13 protein-coding genes and 3 pseudogenes are annotated in these 16,981 nt (G+C 69.8%); 9 read left to right on the top strand and 7 right to left on the bottom strand.

From position 1 onward, the window contains the following. Positions 1-5 precede the first annotated feature (5 nt). The 4 genes and pseudogenes from ACWDZ7_RS26220 to ACWDZ7_RS26205 all read left to right on the top strand — a co-directional run. Positions 6-992, top strand: a complete 987-nt coding sequence (locus tag ACWDZ7_RS26220; protein WP_451800374.1) for a carbohydrate ABC transporter permease — start codon at positions 6-8, stop codon at positions 990-992. Positions 993-1,054: 62 nt separating this feature from the next. Then, positions 1,055-1,843 carry a carbohydrate ABC transporter permease gene (locus ACWDZ7_RS26215; protein WP_451800372.1) on the top strand — a complete coding sequence of 263 codons (789 nt, stop codon included), beginning with the start codon at positions 1,055-1,057 and terminating at the stop codon, positions 1,841-1,843. A gap of 48 nt (positions 1,844-1,891) precedes the next feature. Continuing rightward, on the top strand, positions 1,892-4,123 hold the full coding sequence (locus ACWDZ7_RS26210) for a glycoside hydrolase family 3 N-terminal domain-containing protein (RefSeq protein ID WP_451800262.1): 2,232 nt from the start codon (positions 1,892-1,894) through the stop codon (positions 4,121-4,123). Positions 4,124-4,158: 35 nt separating this feature from the next. Then, positions 4,159-5,205 (top strand): annotated as a pseudogene (locus ACWDZ7_RS26205) (endo-1,4-beta-xylanase); the annotation flags it as partial. A gap of 51 nt (positions 5,206-5,256) precedes the next feature. Here the strand turns inward: ACWDZ7_RS26205 and ACWDZ7_RS26200 are convergent. From ACWDZ7_RS26200 to ACWDZ7_RS26180, 5 genes are all read right to left on the bottom strand, one after another. Then, complete coding sequence (locus tag ACWDZ7_RS26200) at positions 5,257-5,490, bottom strand: hypothetical protein (RefSeq protein WP_451800260.1); 234 nt, start codon at positions 5,488-5,490, stop codon at positions 5,257-5,259. Continuing rightward, positions 5,474-5,764: a hypothetical protein gene (locus tag ACWDZ7_RS26195; protein WP_451800258.1), complete on the bottom strand. Its 291-nt coding sequence runs from the start codon at positions 5,762-5,764 to the stop codon at positions 5,474-5,476. The genes ACWDZ7_RS26200 and ACWDZ7_RS26195 overlap by 17 nt, the downstream gene beginning before the upstream one ends. A 140-nt stretch (positions 5,765-5,904) precedes the next feature. Next, positions 5,905-6,555 (bottom strand): CoA transferase subunit B, encoded by a 651-nt coding sequence (locus ACWDZ7_RS26190; RefSeq protein ID WP_451800257.1) that lies wholly within the window; start codon positions 6,553-6,555, stop codon positions 5,905-5,907. Then, positions 6,555-7,310 carry a CoA transferase subunit A gene (locus ACWDZ7_RS26185; protein ID WP_451800255.1) on the bottom strand — a complete coding sequence of 252 codons (756 nt, stop codon included), beginning with the start codon at positions 7,308-7,310 and terminating at the stop codon, positions 6,555-6,557. The genes ACWDZ7_RS26190 and ACWDZ7_RS26185 overlap by 1 nt, the downstream gene beginning before the upstream one ends. Before the next feature lie 97 nt (positions 7,311-7,407). Continuing rightward, positions 7,408-8,214 carry an esterase/lipase family protein gene (locus ACWDZ7_RS26180; protein ID WP_451800254.1) on the bottom strand — a complete coding sequence of 269 codons (807 nt, stop codon included), beginning with the start codon at positions 8,212-8,214 and terminating at the stop codon, positions 7,408-7,410. A 536-nt stretch (positions 8,215-8,750) separates the two neighbouring features. On the opposite strand from ACWDZ7_RS26180, the gene ACWDZ7_RS26175 reads away from it, so the two are divergent. From ACWDZ7_RS26175 to ACWDZ7_RS26160, 4 genes are all read left to right on the top strand, one after another. Beyond that, positions 8,751-9,659, top strand: coding sequence for a 3-hydroxyacyl-CoA dehydrogenase family protein (locus ACWDZ7_RS26175; RefSeq protein ID WP_451800253.1), 909 nt, complete (start codon positions 8,751-8,753; stop codon positions 9,657-9,659). 94 nt (positions 9,660-9,753) lie between these two features. Further along, positions 9,754-11,631, top strand: coding sequence for a helix-turn-helix domain-containing protein (locus tag ACWDZ7_RS26170; protein WP_451800251.1), 1,878 nt, complete (start codon positions 9,754-9,756; stop codon positions 11,629-11,631). Between the two features lie 150 nt (positions 11,632-11,781). Further along, positions 11,782-13,464 (top strand): tannase/feruloyl esterase family alpha/beta hydrolase, encoded by a 1,683-nt coding sequence (locus ACWDZ7_RS26165; protein WP_451800250.1) that lies wholly within the window; start codon positions 11,782-11,784, stop codon positions 13,462-13,464. 148 nt (positions 13,465-13,612) lie between these two features. After that, positions 13,613-14,995 (top strand): MFS transporter, encoded by a 1,383-nt coding sequence (locus tag ACWDZ7_RS26160; protein WP_451800249.1) that lies wholly within the window; start codon positions 13,613-13,615, stop codon positions 14,993-14,995. Between the two features lie 412 nt (positions 14,996-15,407). On the opposite strand, the pseudogene ACWDZ7_RS26155 reads toward ACWDZ7_RS26160, so the two are convergent. Beyond that, positions 15,408-15,807 (bottom strand): annotated as a pseudogene (locus ACWDZ7_RS26155) (LLM class flavin-dependent oxidoreductase); the annotation flags it as partial. Here ACWDZ7_RS26155 and ACWDZ7_RS26150 point away from each other — a divergent pair. Next, a pseudogene (locus ACWDZ7_RS26150) lies at positions 15,734-16,324 on the top strand (SDR family oxidoreductase); the annotation flags it as partial. The pseudogenes ACWDZ7_RS26155 and ACWDZ7_RS26150 sit on opposite strands and share 74 nt — an antisense overlap. Before the next feature lie 132 nt (positions 16,325-16,456). Here ACWDZ7_RS26150 and ACWDZ7_RS26145 read toward each other — a convergent pair. Beyond that, positions 16,457-16,927 (bottom strand): MSMEG_6728 family protein, encoded by a 471-nt coding sequence (locus ACWDZ7_RS26145; RefSeq protein WP_451800247.1) that lies wholly within the window; start codon positions 16,925-16,927, stop codon positions 16,457-16,459. Between the last annotated feature and the right edge of the window lie 54 nt (positions 16,928-16,981).

The following is a 16,981-nucleotide window of genomic DNA, read 5'->3' as shown; positions in this document are numbered from 1 at the left end:
CCGACATGACCTCCACGTACGTGAAAGACCCCGCGACCGCCGCTCCACCGCGGCAGCCGGACACCAGGGCGAGCCGACCGTTGGCCCGGCGGGCCGCCGACTGGCTGACCGCCTTCTGCTTCACCCTGCCCGCCCCGCTTCTGTTCGGCGCACTCGTGCTCGCCCCGATCCTGTACGCCCTCTACGTCAGCCTCTTCAACTGGGGCGGATTCGGGGCCCCTTCGGACTACGTCGGCCTCGGCAACTACAGCCGGCTCGTCCACGACCCGGTCTTCCTCGGCGACCTGTGGCGCGGTCTGCTGCTCGTGCTGTTCTCGGTGTGCGTGCAGCTGCCGTTCGCGCTCGGCATGGCCGTGCTGCTCAACCAGAAACTGCGCGGACGGGCCCTGTACCGGATGCTGTTCTTCGCCCCCTACGTCCTGTCCGAGGTCATCACCGGCGTCCTCTTCTCCATGATCTTCGCGCCGGACGACGGGCTCGCCGACAAGGTGCTCGGCTCGGCCGGCCTCGACGGCCTCGGTGGCCTGTGGTTCGCCGACCAGGACCATGTGCTGCCGACCCTGTTCCTCGTCATGACATGGAAGTACTTCGGCTTCCACATGATGCTGTACCTGGCCGGGCTGCAAGGGATCCCCACCGAACTGCACGAGGCGGCCCGCATCGACGGCGCGAGCCCCTGGCAGCGCTTCCGTCACATCACCCTGCCGCTGCTCGGGCCGACGGTCCGCATCAGCGTCTTCCTCTCCGTGATCGGAGCCATCCAGCTCTTCGACCTGGTGTGGGTGGTCACGCAGGGCGGCCCCGACCACCACTCCGAGACCATGGCCGTGACCATGTTCCAGTTCGGCTTCAAGCGCTACGAGATCGGCTACGCCGGTGCGATCAGCATCGCCATGTTCCTCATCAGCCTCGTGTTCGCCCTCATCTACCAGCGCTCCGTGCTGCGCCGCGACACCCAAGGAGCCCTCACCGCCATGCGAGCCTCCCGATGAGCGCGGGCGCACGCGGAAACGCGGGCGCGCGCACAAAGCCGCGCTCCGTGCCGTTGTACGTGATGGTGTGGCTGGTCGGCGTCGTCATGGTCACACCACTGCTGTACGCGCTCGTGTCCGGGTTCAAGTCCACCGACCAGCTCTCCCGCGACACGTTCGGCCTGCCCTCGCCGTGGGTGGCGTCCAACTACACCGACATACTCGCCTCCGGCTCGTTCTGGCGCATGCTGGGCGCCTCCACACTGATCGCCGTCGGCACGACCGTACTGACGGTGGGCGCCGCGGCCCTCGCCGCCTTCGCACTTGCCCGTTTCGCCTTCCGGGGCCGGGAGCTGCTGTTCACTCTCTTCACCGTGGGGCTGATGTTCCCGTTCGCCGTGGCGATCCTGCCGCTGTTCATCCTGCTGCGCACCTTCGGACTGCTCGACAACCCCTGGGGCGTGATCCTGCCGCAGGCCGCGTTCGGACTGCCCATGACCATCGTCATCCTGCGCGGCTTCTTCCGGGAGATCCCCGGCGAACTGGAGGAGGCCGCCACCCTCGACGGCTGCTTGGCGTTCGGCTTCTTCTGGCGCATCCTGCTGCCCATGGCGCGGCCCGCGCTCGGCACCGTCTCCATCCTCGCCGTCGTCAGCAGCTGGAACAACTTCCTGCTCCCGCTGTTGGTGTTCAGTGAGCAGACGTGGTGGACGATCCCCATCGGCGTCCAGCAGTTCCAGGGTCAGTACGGCACCGACATCGCCCGCGTCTTCGCCTATCTCGTCCTCGCCATGGTGCCTGCCCTCGCTTTCTACGCCGTCGCCGAACGGCAGTTGATCGGCGGCATCACCATGGGCGCCACCAAGGGCTGATCCCCAAGGCGTCAACGGCCCACGTTCGCACCGCACATGAGGAGTTCCATGGTCGAGCCATGGCAGGACACCACCCTGCCCGCACACGTCCGGGCGGCGGACCTGCTTGCCCGGATGACCGCCGAGGAGAAGACCGCTCAGCTGGCCGGCGTATGGATCGGCGCCGAGCCCGCCGACAGCGGGGCCTCCGACGTCGCCCCCGGTCAGCACACGTATGCGGCCCGCAGCGCCGCTCTCGGCACCCTGCTGCCCCATGGCCTCGGCCATCTCACCCGCCCCTTCGGCACCGTGCCCGTCGAACCCGCCGAGGGCGTCGCCCGCCTCGCCGAACTGCAGCGCACCATCCGCGCCGGCAATCGTTTCGCCCTGCCCGCGATCGCCCACGAGGAGTGCTTGACCGGGTTCACCGCCTGGCAGGCCACCGTCTTTCCGACCCCGCTGGCCTGGGGTGCCACCTACGACCCGGCGCTGATCACCGAGATGGCGCAGGCCATCGGCAGGTCGATGCGCGCCGTCGGCGTCCACCAGGGGCTCGCTCCGGTCCTGGACGTCGTACGGGATCCGCGCTGGGGCCGGACCGAGGAGGCGATCGGCGAGGATCCGTACCTCGTCGGCGCCATCGGCACCGCCTACGTGCGGGGCCTGGAGTCGGCCGGGATCGTCGCCACGCTCAAGCACTTCGCCGGGTACTCGGCCTCGCGTGCCGCCCGCAACCACGCGCCCGCCTCGCTCGGCCCGAGGGAGCTCGCGGACGTGATCCTGCCGCCGTTCGAGATGGCGGTGCGCGACGGCGGTGCCCGCTCCGTGATGCCCGCCTACAACGACGTCGACGGCCTGCCCGCCCACGCCCACGCCGGATTGCTCACTCAACTCCTCCGAGTGGAATGGCAGTTCACCGGGACCGTGGTCTCGGACTACTACGGCGTCTCACTCCTTGAAGAGGCGCACCGGATCGCCGACGGGGAGGGCCGCGCCGCACAGCTCGCCCTCGCGGCCGGTGTCGACGTGGAACTGCCGGCGGCCCGCTGCTTCAACCCCGCGGACCCGCCGCCCGAGGACCTGCTCGACCGGGCCGCGTTGCGTGTCCTCACGCAGAAGTGCGAACTGGGGCTGCTCGACCCCGACTGGGAGCCCGTCGCGGGCGGAGCGCCCGTCGATCTCAACCCCCCGCACATGCGGGACTTGGCCCGGAAAGTCGCCGAGGAGTCGGTCGTCCTGCTCGCCAACGACTCCCGGGCGCTGCCCCTGAGTGACGGGCTGCGCATCGCCGTCGTCGGGCCGCTCGCCGACGAGCGGGCCGCCATGCTCGGCTGCTACACGTTCCCCCGGCACGTGGGCGTGCACCATCCCGAACTGCCCACAGGCGTCGACGTGTCGACGCTCGCCGAGGCCTTGCGCATCGAGTTCCCGGACGCCGTGTTCGTCGATGATCCGGCAGCGGCCGATGTCTGCCTGGCCGTGGTCGGGGACCGGTCGGGTCTGTTCGGGCGCGGCTCGTCGGGCGAGGGCTGTGATGCCGAGGACCTCCAACTGCCGTACGGGCAGGACGAGGTGCTCGACGAGGCGATGGCGTACGGCCCACCGGTAGTCATCGTCGTACTCAGCGGAAGGCCCTACGCGCTCGGCCGCTGGGCCGAGAAGGCCGCCGCCGTCGTCCAGGCGTTCTTCCCCGGGCAGGAAGGCGGCGGCGCTGTCGCGGGCGTCCTCTCCGGCCGTGTCGACCCCTCCGGGCGCCTGCCCATCGGGGTGCCGCGCGGCCCGGGCGGCCAGCCCGCGCCCTACCTCGCTCCTCCACTCGGCCGGCACGGCTTCCCCAGCACCGTGGACCCGACACCCCTGTACCCGTTCGGGCACGGCCTGTCGTACACCACGTTCAGCTGGGGTCAACCGCTGTGCGACGCCACGGAGTTCCCCACCGGCGGCGAGACCGCGCTCAGGCTGACCGTCCGCAACACCGGTGACCGTCCCGGAACCGAAGTCGTCCAGCTCTACCTGCATGACCCGGTCGGCACCGTCGCCCGCCCCGAGGTCCGGCTCATCGGCTATGCCCGGGTGCCGCTGGAGGCCGGGGCATCGGCCGAGGTACACGCCACGTTCCCCGCCGACCTCGCCGCGTACACCGGCGCCGACGGCCGCCGCGTCGTCGAACCCGGCGCCCTCGAACTGCGCATAGCCGCGTCCAGTGTTCATGTCCACCACACTGTGCCGCTCACCCTGACCGGACCGGTACGCGAGGTCGGGCACGAGCGCCGGATGTGGTGCGAGACGCGTGTCAAGTAGCCAGCACCACCGCACCCAACCGTACGAGGAGAACCATGAATCCACTGAAGCGGCTCGGCCAGCGCCGAGCCTCGGTGTTGTCCCTGGTGGCCGCCGTGGCCCTGGTGGTCACCGGTACCGCCGCCGCCGTGCCCGACACCACGGCTCAGGCGTCCACGCTGGGTGCCCAGGCCGCCCGGTCCGGGCGCTACTTCGGAACCGCCGTGGCCGCCGGAAAGCTGGGGGACGGCACGTACACCGGGATCCTGGGCCGTGAGTTCAACAGTGTCACGCCGGAGAACGAGCTGAAGTGGGACGCCACGGAACCGTCCCGTGGTTCGTTCAACTTCGGCCCCGCCGACCAGATCATCAACGGCGCGACGTCCCACGGTCAGCGTGTGCGCGGCCACACGCTGGTCTGGCACTCCCAACTGCCCGGGTGGGTCAGCTCCATCAGGGACGCGAACACCCTGCGCGGCGTGATGAACGACCACATCACCACCGTGATGAACCGCTACAAAGGCCGGATCCACTCCTGGGACGTGGTCAACGAGGCCTTCGCCGACGGCACCAGCGGCCAGCTCCGCAGCTCGGTCTTCCGGGACGTGCTCGGCGGCGGCTTCATCGAGCAGGCGTTCCGGACCGCCCGGTCCACCGACCCGGCGGCCAAGCTCTGCTACAACGACTACAACATCGAGAACTGGAACGACGCCAAGACCCAGGGCGTCCACCGGATGGTGCGCGACTTCAAGGCGCGGGGCGTACCCATCGACTGCGTGGGCCTCCAGGCCCACTTCGGCGCCGGCGGTCCACCCGCCAGTTTCCAGACGACGCTGTCGAACTTCGCCGCCCTCGGCGTGGACGTCCAGATCACCGAACTGGACATCGCGCAGGCGTCGCCGACCGCGTACGCGAACACGGTCAGGGCCTGCATGAACGTCACGCGCTGCACCGGCATCACCGTCTGGGGAATCCGCGACAGCGACTCCTGGCGCAGCGGGGAGAACCCGCTGCTGTTTGACCGCGACGGCAACAAAAAACCGGCGTACAACGCGGTGCTGACGACGCTGGGTGGCACACCCGCCACCACCCGCGGGGCCCCCGAACGCGTGGAGCACGGCGCGTGACTTCCCCTCGTCCGTGGGGAGCACTTCTCATGGGAGCGCTCCCCACGGGGGGTCGCACTCGAAGGCCGACCAGAACGGGGACGAGTAACAGGTGCAGTCGGGGCCGAAGTACAGGCCGCGAGCCTGCTCGTCGCGCATGAGGTGGAAGCGGAACCACGCGGTGACGGGGCCGTGCAGGCCCGGGATGCCGTAGTGGTCGGCGCCGCGTTGTTCGGCGTAGAACACCGCGGGGCCCCGCACCCGGCTACCGCTGCTGAACACGAGAGGGTAGATCGGCGCGATGGTGTCCACCCGGGGAATCGGCCCCGGCGTCGACCGCCGCTCCGCCGCGGAAGGAGTGGCCGGTGGCACCTACGTTGGCCAGGTCGACCTTGCCCTGGTAGGCGCTGCCGGCCCGGCCGGACGCGGAACTGACGGCGAACGGGCCGGGCGCGGCCCACTGGCCGTTGACCGACGGGCAGGCCGACGTGGTCGCCCCGGCCGCGGTTGTGCCCGTGACGCCGCCCGCCGCCAGCAGGGCCAGGGCTGCGAGCACGGTGCCGATGGCACGGCTCGCGCGATGACGTTTCAGGGTACGGGTAGGGAAGCCATGATTCTCCTCTGCTTGAAGAAGCTCTGCCTGTACGGGAGTTGGACGAGTCCGTGCCTGATCGGTGGGTAACCGGCCTGTCTGCTTCAGCAGGCGGCCGAAACATCGTCGAGGAGTACGGGTGCGGCCGTGCTGTTGATGATGTCTTCGACGGTGGTGTCCGGGGCGGTTTCCACCAGGGCCAGGCCGTTGGGCGTCACGTCGAGGACGCCGAGGCCGGTGATGACGCGGTGGACGCACCGCTCGCCGGTGAGGGGCAGTCCGCACGATTCGAGGATTTTCGGGCTGCCGTCCTTGGCGGTGTGGTCCATGAGGACGATGACGCGGCGGGCGCCGTGGACGAGGTCCATCGCGCCTCCCATGCCCTTGACCATTTTGCCGGGGATCATCCAGTTGGCGAGGTCACCGTGGGCGGAGACCTGCATGGCACCGAGGACCGCGGTGTCGATGTGGCCGCCGCGGATCATGCCGAAGGACAGCGCCGAGTCGAAGAAGGAGGCTCCGGGCAGGACGGTGACGGTCTCCTTGCCGGCGTTGATCAGGTCGGGGTCGACCTCGTCTTCGTACGGGTAGCGGCCGGTGCCCAGAATGCCGTTCTCGGAGTGCAGGACGACGTGCACGCCGGGTGGGAGGTGGCCGGGGATGAGGGTGGGCAGGCCGATGCCGAGGTTGACGTAGGAGCCGTCGGTGAGTTCGGCGGCGGCTCGGGCCGCCATCTGCTCGCGGGTCCAGGTCATCAGGAACGTACCGTCCTCTTCTCGATCGGCTTGTCGGCCGCCTGATCCGGGGTGAGCTGCACGACGCGTTGGACGAAGATGCCAGGTACGTGGATGTGGTCGGGGGCCAGTTCGCCGGGTTCGACCAGCTCCTCGACCTCGGCGATGGTGGTCCGGCCGGCCATGGCCGCGAGCGGGTTGAAGTTGGCGGCGGCCCGGCGGAAGACGAGGTTGCCGTGCCGGTCGCCGCGCCAGGCCCGGACGAGGGCGTAGTCGGTGGTGATGGCCTGCTCCAAGACGTACGTGCGTCCGGCGAAGACCCGGGTTTCCTTGGGCGGAGAGGCGACGGCGACCGTTCCGTCGGGCGCGTGGCGCCAGGGCAGTCCGCCGGCGGCGACCTGCGTGCCGACCCCCGCCGGGGTGTAGAAGGCGGGGACACCCGTACCGCCGGCCCGCAGCCGTTCGGCGAGCGTGCCCTGGGGCACCAGTTCCACCTCCAGTTCCCCGCTCAGGTACTGGCAGGCGAACTCCTTGTTCTCACCGACATAGGAGCCGGTGACGCGGGATATGCGGCCCGAGCCCAGGAGGATCCCCAGGCCGCGCCCGTCCACACCGCAGTTGTTGGAGACCACTTCGAGGTCATCGGCGCCCTGCTCGTGCAGCGCCCGGATGAGTGTGTCGGGGACGCCGCTGAGCCCGAACCCGCCGACGGCCAGAGTCGCTCCGGCAGGGATGTCGGCCACTGCTTGCCCGGCCGAAGGCATCGTCTTGTTCATGGAAGAGAAAAAGGCCCTTCGTGTGCCGACAGTGCCGGGCGCTGCCAAGTACGGCGCCCGGCACGGCTGGTGGACGTGCTCGTCGAACCCGTGCGAGTCAGTCGCCTTCGTGCGCGGTGATGAAGGAACGCATCTTCGCCAGCGCCGTGGTGTTGGAGATGATCGAGAGGTGGCTGGGCGCCATCGGCCCGCTCATGAGGTAGTTCTCGTCGGCGCCGGCCAGTTTCGCGGTGTCGGTCGGTGTGGCGTTGTAGTCCGCGGTCGACCTGATCGTGAGGTAGTCGACCTTGTCGTTGAAGGGCACCTCGGTGGGGCTGTTCAGTGCCTTGAGGAAGGGGGTGCTCGGGGAGGCGAACTGCTGGCAGGACACGTACCACTGACAGCCGTTGTTGGTGGTGCCGTGCTGCGGTCCGGCGAAGCCGATGTACTGGGAGACCTTGTCGGCGCCGTCGAGGTTCTTGATGTAGTACCGGGCGGCCAGGGTGGAGGCGGACCACGTGGCCAGGACGACCTTGTCGGCCCCGGTCTGGCTGCGCACCTGGTCGACCTTGGCCGAGAGCTGCTCGGCGGCCTTGGCCAGGTCCTGCGTCATCGAGCTGCTGTCGGTCCAGGTGAACAGCCGGTTCGCAGGCCAGCCGTTGGTCTGCAGGTTGGACTTCATGGTGTTCATGTTGGCCGGTGAGCCGGTCATGCCCGGAATCATGATCAGGGGGTCGTGTCCGGCAGCGGCGGGGGCGGGGGCCGACTGGGGCGCCGCGCTGGATGCCTGGGAGGCCAGGCCCAGCAGGCTCGTGGTCAGCAGGGCCGCGACCGAGGTGCTGAGCAGCCGCCGTGCACGGGCTGTCCGCCGACTGCCTGTGTGCGGCGATGCCGTCCCGCTGGGCCTCGTGGATGCAAACAGCATATGGGTGCTCCTTACCCGTCGGGTTGCCCGTCGTGTGGTCACCGAGCGCTGACGTGCGGCTCGCGCTCAGCAGGACGCCGACAGGGGTTGTGGGGTGATGTGACACAGAGCACGCTAGAACCGCCTGCCGCAGCGGTCAGATGGGCGCAGCGCACGTCTTTCGCCCCTGGCAGTGTCCACTTCAACCATTACGTCCCGGCCGCACCGGCCGGGATGCGCGCGACCGTTGACGCCCTGCCGCGTGGACCGCGTGGACCTCGTGGGTACACCGGGTAGGTACGCGGCACACATCTGACGCCGTGTGTATGTGCGCTGCTCCCCTCGTAGAGCTCTATGGAGGCGGCATACCGTCAGAGCGACTCGTGCGGGGGCTGCCATCGATGGGCGGGTTGTCCCGGGCGCCGACGCATGCACCACGTTCCGCGGCTTCAGTCTCCGCCTGCTGCGCACCTCGCTCGCCCCGCGTCTCCGGCTCTCAGGTGCCGCGAGGGCGCACGTCACCACATGCATCCGCCCAGCTCCTGGAGGACAGAACAATGACCCGGTTCGGAATCATCGGCGGCGGGCTCATGGGACACGGAATCGCTGTCGCTCTGGCTCAGGCGGGGCACCGTGCCATCGTGTACGACGCGGAACCCGCGGTGCTGGCATCGCTCGATGAGCGCATCGTGCGGGCCCTCGAACGCTGCGACATGCTGCCGGGCGACATCGGGCTGGTCACCGCACGCATCGCAACGGCGAAAACCCTGTCGGACCTGGTGCTGCGCGTGGATGCCGTGATCGAAGCCGTCCCCGAGCGCCTCGATGTCAAGCATCTGGTCCTGGAGGCGCTGGAAGCGAAGATTCCGGCCGTGATGCCGGTGTGGTCGAACACCTCGGTGCTCTCGCTCACCGAAGTGGCCAAAGGCATGCGGCATCCGCGGCGGCTGGTGGGAGTGCACTGGTGGAATCCGCCCTATGTCATTCCGTTGGTCGAGGTCGCCCCGGGCGCGGAGACGGATCACCGGTTCGTGCAGGAGGCGTGCGACTTGCTGAACGGGATGGGCAAGACGACGGTGCGTCTGCACCGTGACGTCCCGGGGTTCATCGGCAACCGGCTGCAGTTCGCGCTGGTACGGGAGGCGCTGCATCTGTTGGAGGAGGGAGTCTGTGACCCGGTGACGATCGACACGGTCATGCGGGCGAGCCTGGGCCTGCGCTGGTCGGCCGTGGGCCCCATGGAGAACGCGGATTTCGTCGGACTGGACCTGACCAGAAGCATCCTCGACAGCCTGGCGCCCCACTTGTCGGCCGAGATCACCTTTCCCGCGCTCGACAAGCTCCTCGGCGCCGGGCATCGAGGCCGCGCCTCCGGAGACGGACTGCTGACCTGGCCGGCCAGTCGGGACGAAGAAGTGGCACAACGCCTGGACAGCGGCATCCGCCGTAACCTCATCGACTTGTAAAGCGCCCACGCCTTCCATGTTCACTACGGCGCTTCAGCCGCGACGCGGCGCCATACTTGCCGGGCGCCAAGAGTCACGGCTCGACGGAGGATCGATGGCACACACGAACGGCATGTCTTTCCTGGAACTGCTGCTCAATGACGCCGACATCGACGCCTTCGACGAGGTGCTGACACAGGCCCGCGCCATGGGGGAGCCGGCCGACCGGCTCGACGCGCTGGAGGAGGAGCGAACGATCGCGCTGCGTCTGCGGGAAAGGCTGCTGCGCCACCGCCGCAACGAGGCGGAGCTCCAACTGCTCAACGACACCGCGAACGACCTGGCCTCCCTGCGGGACCTGGACCCCATCCTGCAGGCGATCGCCGACCGGGCACGGCGGCTGCTGGACTGCGACCTCGCCTACATCAGCCTCAGCGACCGCGGGCGCGGCGACAGCTACATCAAAGCGGCCGCGGGCAACATCTCCGGCCTGCTGCGCGAACTGCGGCTGCCCGTCGGGACCGGCGTAGGCGGGATCGTCGCGCGGACCGGGGAACCCTACGCCGTCGCCGCCTACCTCCCCGACACATCCTTCACCCACACCACCGAGATCGACAGAACCGTCGCCGCGGAACGGATCGAGTCCCTGCTGGGGGTACCGGTCAAACTCAACCAAGAGGTGATCGGCGTCCTGCTTGCCGCGCACCGCAGCCGGCAGGAGTTCAGCAGCCGTGACATCGGTGTGCTGATGATGCTCGGCTCGCACGCGGCCGTGGCCATCGAGAACAGCCGCCTGCTGAGCGCCGCCCAGCAGGCCATATCGGAGCTGCGGGTCGCCAACGACACGATCAGCTCCCACATGGCGGACCTGGAGCGCACCGCGGAGGTCCACGAACGCCTCACCCGCCTGGTCATCCAGGGCAACGGCGTCGACGAAGTCGTACAGGCGACCGCGACCGCGGTCGCCGGCACGGTGGTCGTCCTCGACGAGGAGGGCACCATCGTGGCCCGGTCCTGCGGTCAGGACACGGTGCCGACCGACGAACTCGGCCGGCTCAGCGCGGACGCCTGGCAGGCGGGGCACACCGTGATCCGCGCGACGAGGTGCGCCGTTCCTCTGATCACCGAGTCCGAGCCCCTGGGCACCATCGTCCTGAGCGCCACCGCGCAGGTCGACGCCACCGACCGGCGCATCCTGGAGAGGGCCGCGCTCGTGGCCTCCCTGGTGCTCGTCACCCGCAGACGCATGGCGGAGGCCGAGGCCCGCGTACGCGGAGAACTGCTGGGGGACCTGCTCGCCGCGCACAGCAAGGACTACGACCTCCTGCGGCACCGGGCCGCTCTGCTGGGCGTCGACCTCGCCGCCTGCCGCACCGTGGTGGTGGCCCGGGTCGATGACGAGCCACGCGAGCGGGTCTACGCCGCCGCCGCGGCCATCGCCCGGCGCTCCCACGGCCTTGCGACCTTCCGGCGCGACACCGTCATCCTGCTGCTGCCAGGAGACGACCCCCAGGCCCTGGCGCGCCGCGCCGTCGACGAACTCGCGCGGACCTCACGCCATCCCCTCACCGCCGGGACCGCGCAGGCCGCGGACATCACCCACATCGGCGCCGCCTTCCGCGAGGCCGACAACTGTCTGCACGCCCTGGTCGCCCTCGGCAGAACCGGCGAGATCGCCGACACCCGCGGACTCGGATTCGTCGGAGCGCTCTTCAGCGGCGAGCCGGCCACCGCCTCCTTCATCGAATCCGTCATCGGCCCGGTCATCGCATACGACCGCACCCACCACTCCGATCTGGTCCACACACTCGACACGTACTGCCGCACCGGCCAGCACGCTCGCAACACGGCGCACCTGCTGCACCTGCACGTGAACACCGTCTCCCAACGCCTGGGCCGGATGAGCCGGCTCCTCGGTGCCACCTGGCGCGACCCGGAACGGCTCCTGGAGATCCAGGTCGCCCTGCGGCTGCTGAAAGTCAGCAAGCCCTAGACGCCCACCCGGTCGACCGGCACACCTCACAGGCGGCCCATGTGTGCGTCCAGCCCATACCGCCCTCGGCGGCACGCTTCGTAATCTTTGCGTCTCGCGACACGAGGTATGAGCGACGAAGTGCTGAAGCGACGGAGCGACGGAGACGCCATGAAGAAGACCATCGCCGGAACAGGGCTCGTCTGCGCTCTGGTCAGCAGCACGCTCCTGCCCCCGGCACACGCCGCCCGGACACCGACCGACTGCGGCAGCCTGCGCGGCCTGAAGATACCCGCCTCAGTGATCGGGCTGCCCACCACGGGCGGCGAGGTGAGCGCGGCGAACGCCATCGCGCCGACCGGCAGCGGAACTTCGGCGACCGGCAGCGGAACTTCGGCGACCGGCGCGTACTGCCGTGTCGAGGCCGTCATCCACCCCGTGGACCCGCGGGCTCCCGACATCAAACTGCGCGTCGCCCTGCCCCAGCAGTGGAACGCGAAGACGATGATGTTCGGCGGCGGAGGCTACGACGGCACCATCCCCGATGTCACGGGCGACGTCCCCTTCGGCCCGGCCGACCCACCACGCCCGCTCGGCCGCGGCTACGCCACCTACGCCGGCGACTCGGGCCATCAGGCGGCCCCGGACTTCAAACCGACCACCTCCCTCGACGGCTCCTTCGGCGTCAACGACGAAGCAGTGCGCAACTTCTCCGGCGACGCACTGAAGAAGACCCACGACGCCGCCCACCACATCATCCGTACGCACTACCAGGGCGCCGCCCCCGCCCACAGCTACTTCGCCGGCGGCTCCAGCGGCGGACGCGAAGCACTCGCCGTCGCCCAGCGATGGCCCACCGACTTCGACGGCGTCATCGCCGCCTACCCCGCCTGGAACGCCGCCGCCCTCAACCTCTTCTTCGGCTACGAAGCCCAACTCCTCTCCCGCCCGGGGGCCTTCCTCGACCCGGCCGAACAGAACCTGCTGTACCGCAGCGTCATCAAGTCCTGCGACGGTGACGACGGCCTGAGCGACGGCGTGATCTCCAACGAACCAGGCTGCCGCTTCCAGCCCCGCACCCTGCGCTGCCCGGACGGTCAGGACACCGCGGACACCTGCCTGTCGGACCACCAGATCGACGCCGTGAAGGCCCTCTCCTCGCCACTGCGATGGAAGTACCGCCTCGCCGGCGGGGAAACCGGCTACCCAGGGTTCCCCTTCCTCTCCGGCGCCGACATGACCACCCCACTGCTGGGCATGGGCACCCGCGCCCCGGGCCACCCGATGCCGAAGGACAGCGGCTACGGCGTCCAGTTCTGGGACCAGTGGGTGCGGTACTTCATCACCCGCGACCCGGCACACAACTCGCTGGCCGTGGACCCCCGCCGCCCCGGCGCCTGGGAGCAGCGCATCAGCCGCCTCTCCGCCCTGCAGGACGTCAACGACCCCGACCTGCGCCGCTTCGCCGAGGCAGGCGGAAAGCTGCTCCTCCTGCACGGCACCGCCGACGAACTTGTCAGCCATCGCTCCACCATCGAGTACTTCCAGCGCGTCCAGAAACGCATGGGCCGGCACGCCACCGACGCCTTCGCCCGGCTCTACCTCATCCCCGGCGCCAACCACGTCAACATCGACGCGTCCTTCGCGGCGAGCTACGACTCACTGAGCGCCCTGGAAAGCTGGACGGAAGAAGGCAAGGCGCCCTCACGGCCGGTCGTCACCGACACCAGCCCCACAGGCAACGCCCGCACCCGGCCGCTGTGCGCCTACCCCTCCTGGCCGAAATACCGCGGCCACGGCACCCCCGCCTCCGCACACAGCTTCACCTGCCACAGCGACCGACCACGGACCTGACCCGGCAGGCGCACCCCGATACGTCTGCGGCGAGGACATCCCCGCAGGATCAGTGTCCGCCCCGCACATAACGGAGAGCGGCCGACGGTCCCACTCTGGTGCAAGACCGCACACAACTTCAGCCACCGTCCCGAAAGTGGTGCTTCGCATGCCGTCCCCACCCTCCGTACAACTCCCGGCGCCCAGCAACCTCAAGAAGATCGTGGCGGCCAGCCTCATAGGCACCACCATCGAGTGGTACGACTTCTTCCTCTACGGCGCAGCCGCCGCACTCGTATTCAACAAACTCTTCTTCCCCGACTCCGATCCCCTGGTCGGCACGCTCCTGTCGTTCGTGACCTACGCCGTCGGCTTCGCCGCCCGCCCCATCGGCGCCCTCGTCTTCGGCCACTTCGGCGACCGGCTGGGCCGCAAGAAACTCCTGGTGTACAGCCTGCTGATGATGGGTGGCGCAACCTTCCTGATCGGCCTGCTCCCCACCCACGCCACCGTCGGCTCGGCCGCCCCGGTCCTGCTCACCGTGCTGCGCCTGGTCCAGGGATTCGCCCTGGGCGGCGAATGGGGCGGCGCGGTGCTGCTGGTGGCGGAGCACGGAGACGCCGGACGGCGAGGCTTCTGGGCGTCGTGGCCGCAGACCGGAGCGCCGGCAGGGCAGTTGCTGGCCACAGGCGTCCTGGCCACGCTGACGGCAACACTGTCGGACGCGGCGTTCGACTCCTGGGGATGGCGGGTGCCGTTCCTGCTCTCCGGCGCCCTGGTAGTCGTCGGTCTGTGGATCCGGCTCTCCGTCGATGAGTCGCCCGTGTTCAAAGCCGCCCTCGCAGCAGCCGAACGCCGCAAGGCCGAACGGACCACCCGCGAGAAGCCGCCGATACTCGCCGTCCTGCGCCACCACTGGCGCGATGTCCTCATCGCCATGGGCACCCGCATGGCGGAGAACATCTCCTACTACGTCGTCACCGCGTTCATCCTCGTGTACGCGACCGAGCATGCCGACACGAGCAAACAGACCGCACTCAATGCCGTCCTGATCGCCTCCGCCGTCCACTTCGTGACCATCCCCCTGTGGGGCGCCCTCTCCGACAAGATCGGACGACGCCCCGTCTACCTCATGGGCGCCCTCGGCATGGGCATATGGATCTACCCGTTCTTCACCCTGGTCGACCGGCAGTCCTTCACGGCAATGATCACAGCCGTCACCGTGGCCCTACTCTTCCACGGAGCGATGTACGCCCCACAAGCAGCCTTCTTCTCCGAGATGTTCGCCACCCGCATGCGCTACTCCGGAGCGTCGATCGGCGCCCAGTTCTCCTCCGTGGCCGCCGGCGCCCCGGCCCCCCTCATCGCCACCGCCCTGCTCGCCGAGTACGACAGCGCCGCGCCCATCGCCCTCTACGTCATGGCCGCCGTCCTGCTCACCGTGATCGCCCTCGGCTGCGCCAACGAGACCCGTCACCGAGACCTCTCGGACCCGGAAACCTACGAAACCGAGCCGGCATCGACCAGTGACCAGCCGGTTCGTACGGCTTGAAAACCCTGCGGGCGGCTGGCCGCCGTACAGGTGGAAACCGTCGCAGGCCGTGCCCTTCAGAAGCCGCCCGCCCCAGCCGCCCCGCCCGCTCGGGTGTCCGGGGGGGGGCCAGGGTGCTCGACAGCCGGCGGGCCCAACTCAGTCGCGGCGGGGAGGGCGGCCCGGTCCCCGCAGGGCCTGTGGCCCGTCCGTGGCCCACGACTTCCGCCAGCGTTGCCCCGACCTGACACTGACCCTTGGATTCTGCGCGATCGCCGAACTCGGCTCGCCGCTGGCGAACCGCTCGGCCGCCGCCTTCCGGATGCCTTCACGGAACTTCCGCCGCTCGTCCGTCAGGCCGCCCCCTGCGCATACCTCGCCAACAGGTCGGGCTGGTGCGTGGCCTGTTGGGGGACTGGGGTAGTCCTCGGCGCCGCGCGCCGCGGCGCAGGGCGGCGGCCGTGGCGCGGCCGAGGCCCAGGTCGATGCGGCGGGGGGGCGAGGGCGTCCAGCATGTCGAACTGTTCGGCGACGACCAGTGGCGGGTGGGTTGGGCAGCATGATTCCGCCCGCGCCGAGCCTCAGTCTGTTGGTCTCCGCGGTGAGCCGGGACAGCAGGACGGGCGGGCTGGAGGTGGAGACGCCGGGCATGGCGTGGTGCTCGTTCATCCAGTAGCGGGTGAAGCCGCGTCGGCCGGCGAGCCGGGCGAGTTCGATGCCGCCGGCCGCGCCCCTGCGGCGGTCTGGCCGGTGCCGGTCATGGCGGAGTCCAGTACGGACAGGGCGGCGGGGGCCGGGCCATGGCGGCGGGTGCCGCGGATGGGGTCGGTCATGCTCGTGCGGTCCTTCGGTTTCAAGGTGTGCGGCGTGCGGGGCGGCGGGGGGCGCCGTACGCCGGCCGACAGTTGCGGCGGGCCTCTGTCGGCCGGCGTACGGCGGTGTCTGGCGTACGGCCCTGTCCGGCGCCCGGCCGTGTCCGGCGTACGGCTGTGCCCGACGCCCGGCCCTGTCCGGCGTACGGGCCCGACGTACGTGGGGTCAGCCGCGGACCCCGAAGTCGACGCGGTCGGCAAGACCGGCGGCGACAAAGGCGGCGGTGAGCTCGTCGCGGCAGGGACCTCTCTTAACGAAATGGCCGACACGCTGGGTCCCGGCCACCGCTATGTGACAGCGGACGTCACGGGCCCCGAAACCTCCCAGCGCCTCGCCACTGAGGCCCTGCGCCACTACGGACGTCTCGACGTGTGGGTCAACAACGCCGGGATTTTTCCCACGGGCCCGCTGCACCAACACCCGCGCCACCTGGTGGACCACACCATCGCCGTCTGCCACAGCAGCCAGGCAGCACTCCGTCGCCAGGCCCGCCGCCGGCGTTCCACCGACCGCTCGCTCACTCGCATCTCCTTCGCGATCGCCGCGTTCTTTCCACCCCGCGGGAACTGCTCGCCGGCCACGAACCGGATCCCTCCAGGCCACGGCCGGTTACGAGGCGCCTCGGTCGGAGGTCGGCCAGACATAGGGCAGGTCGTCGGGGACGCCCGGGAAGAGCGTGGAGTAGAACTCCGGGTCCTTGCGCGCCAGGGCCGACTGATGGCTGCGGTGGAAGGCCGGGTCGCCCAGCCAAGGCGGCAGCTCGCCATTATCGGCGAGCTGCTCCTGGGCGCGTACGGTGACGCCGGGGCGGTGTCGGGTGAAGTCGGTGACGAGCGTGGCGGCACAAGAGTCGGGGCGCCCCTGCGCCACCCACACCGCGCACACGTCGAGGCCGTAGCGGACCAAGGCCTCCTCGTAACCGGCCCACATGCGTACCGCGGGGTGGTGGCGCCAGCCGTAGCCGGGCACGGTCAGGCCGCGCAGCACCTGAAGGGCTTCGACCCGCTGCTTGCCCAGGCGGGCCCGGTCAAGGACCGCGGCGGAGCGCGTGAATTCGGGGTACGGGAGAAAGGTCTGCACGCTGCATGCCTACCGCTGCGGGGGCGTTCTCATACGGGCGATACGGGCGATACG

Source organism: Streptomyces sp. NPDC003032, from assembly GCF_053591415.1.
Note: the sequence above shows the minus strand (reverse complement) of the source record. Positions and strands in the feature narration are given on the sequence as shown.

Excerpts from the sequence above, each read along its gene's own strand:
- ACWDZ7_RS26220 (WP_451800374.1), top strand. The coding sequence starts at position 6 with ATGACCTCCACGTACGTGAAAGACCCCGCGACCGCCGCTCCACCGCGG.
- ACWDZ7_RS26215 (WP_451800372.1), top strand. The coding sequence starts at position 1,055 with ATGGTGTGGCTGGTCGGCGTCGTCATGGTCACACCACTGCTGTACGCG.
- ACWDZ7_RS26210 (WP_451800262.1), top strand. The coding sequence starts at position 1,892 with ATGGTCGAGCCATGGCAGGACACCACCCTGCCCGCACACGTCCGGGCG.
- ACWDZ7_RS26190 (WP_451800257.1), bottom strand. The coding sequence starts at position 6,555 with ATGACCTGGACCCGCGAGCAGATGGCGGCCCGAGCCGCCGCCGAACTC.
- ACWDZ7_RS26185 (WP_451800255.1), bottom strand. The coding sequence starts at position 7,310 with ATGAACAAGACGATGCCTTCGGCCGGGCAAGCAGTGGCCGACATCCCT.
- ACWDZ7_RS26180 (WP_451800254.1), bottom strand. The coding sequence starts at position 8,214 with ATGCTGTTTGCATCCACGAGGCCCAGCGGGACGGCATCGCCGCACACA.
- ACWDZ7_RS26175 (WP_451800253.1), top strand. The coding sequence starts at position 8,751 with ATGACCCGGTTCGGAATCATCGGCGGCGGGCTCATGGGACACGGAATC.
- ACWDZ7_RS26170 (WP_451800251.1), top strand. The coding sequence starts at position 9,754 with ATGGCACACACGAACGGCATGTCTTTCCTGGAACTGCTGCTCAATGAC.
- ACWDZ7_RS26165 (WP_451800250.1), top strand. The coding sequence starts at position 11,782 with ATGAAGAAGACCATCGCCGGAACAGGGCTCGTCTGCGCTCTGGTCAGC.
- ACWDZ7_RS26160 (WP_451800249.1), top strand. The coding sequence starts at position 13,613 with ATGCCGTCCCCACCCTCCGTACAACTCCCGGCGCCCAGCAACCTCAAG.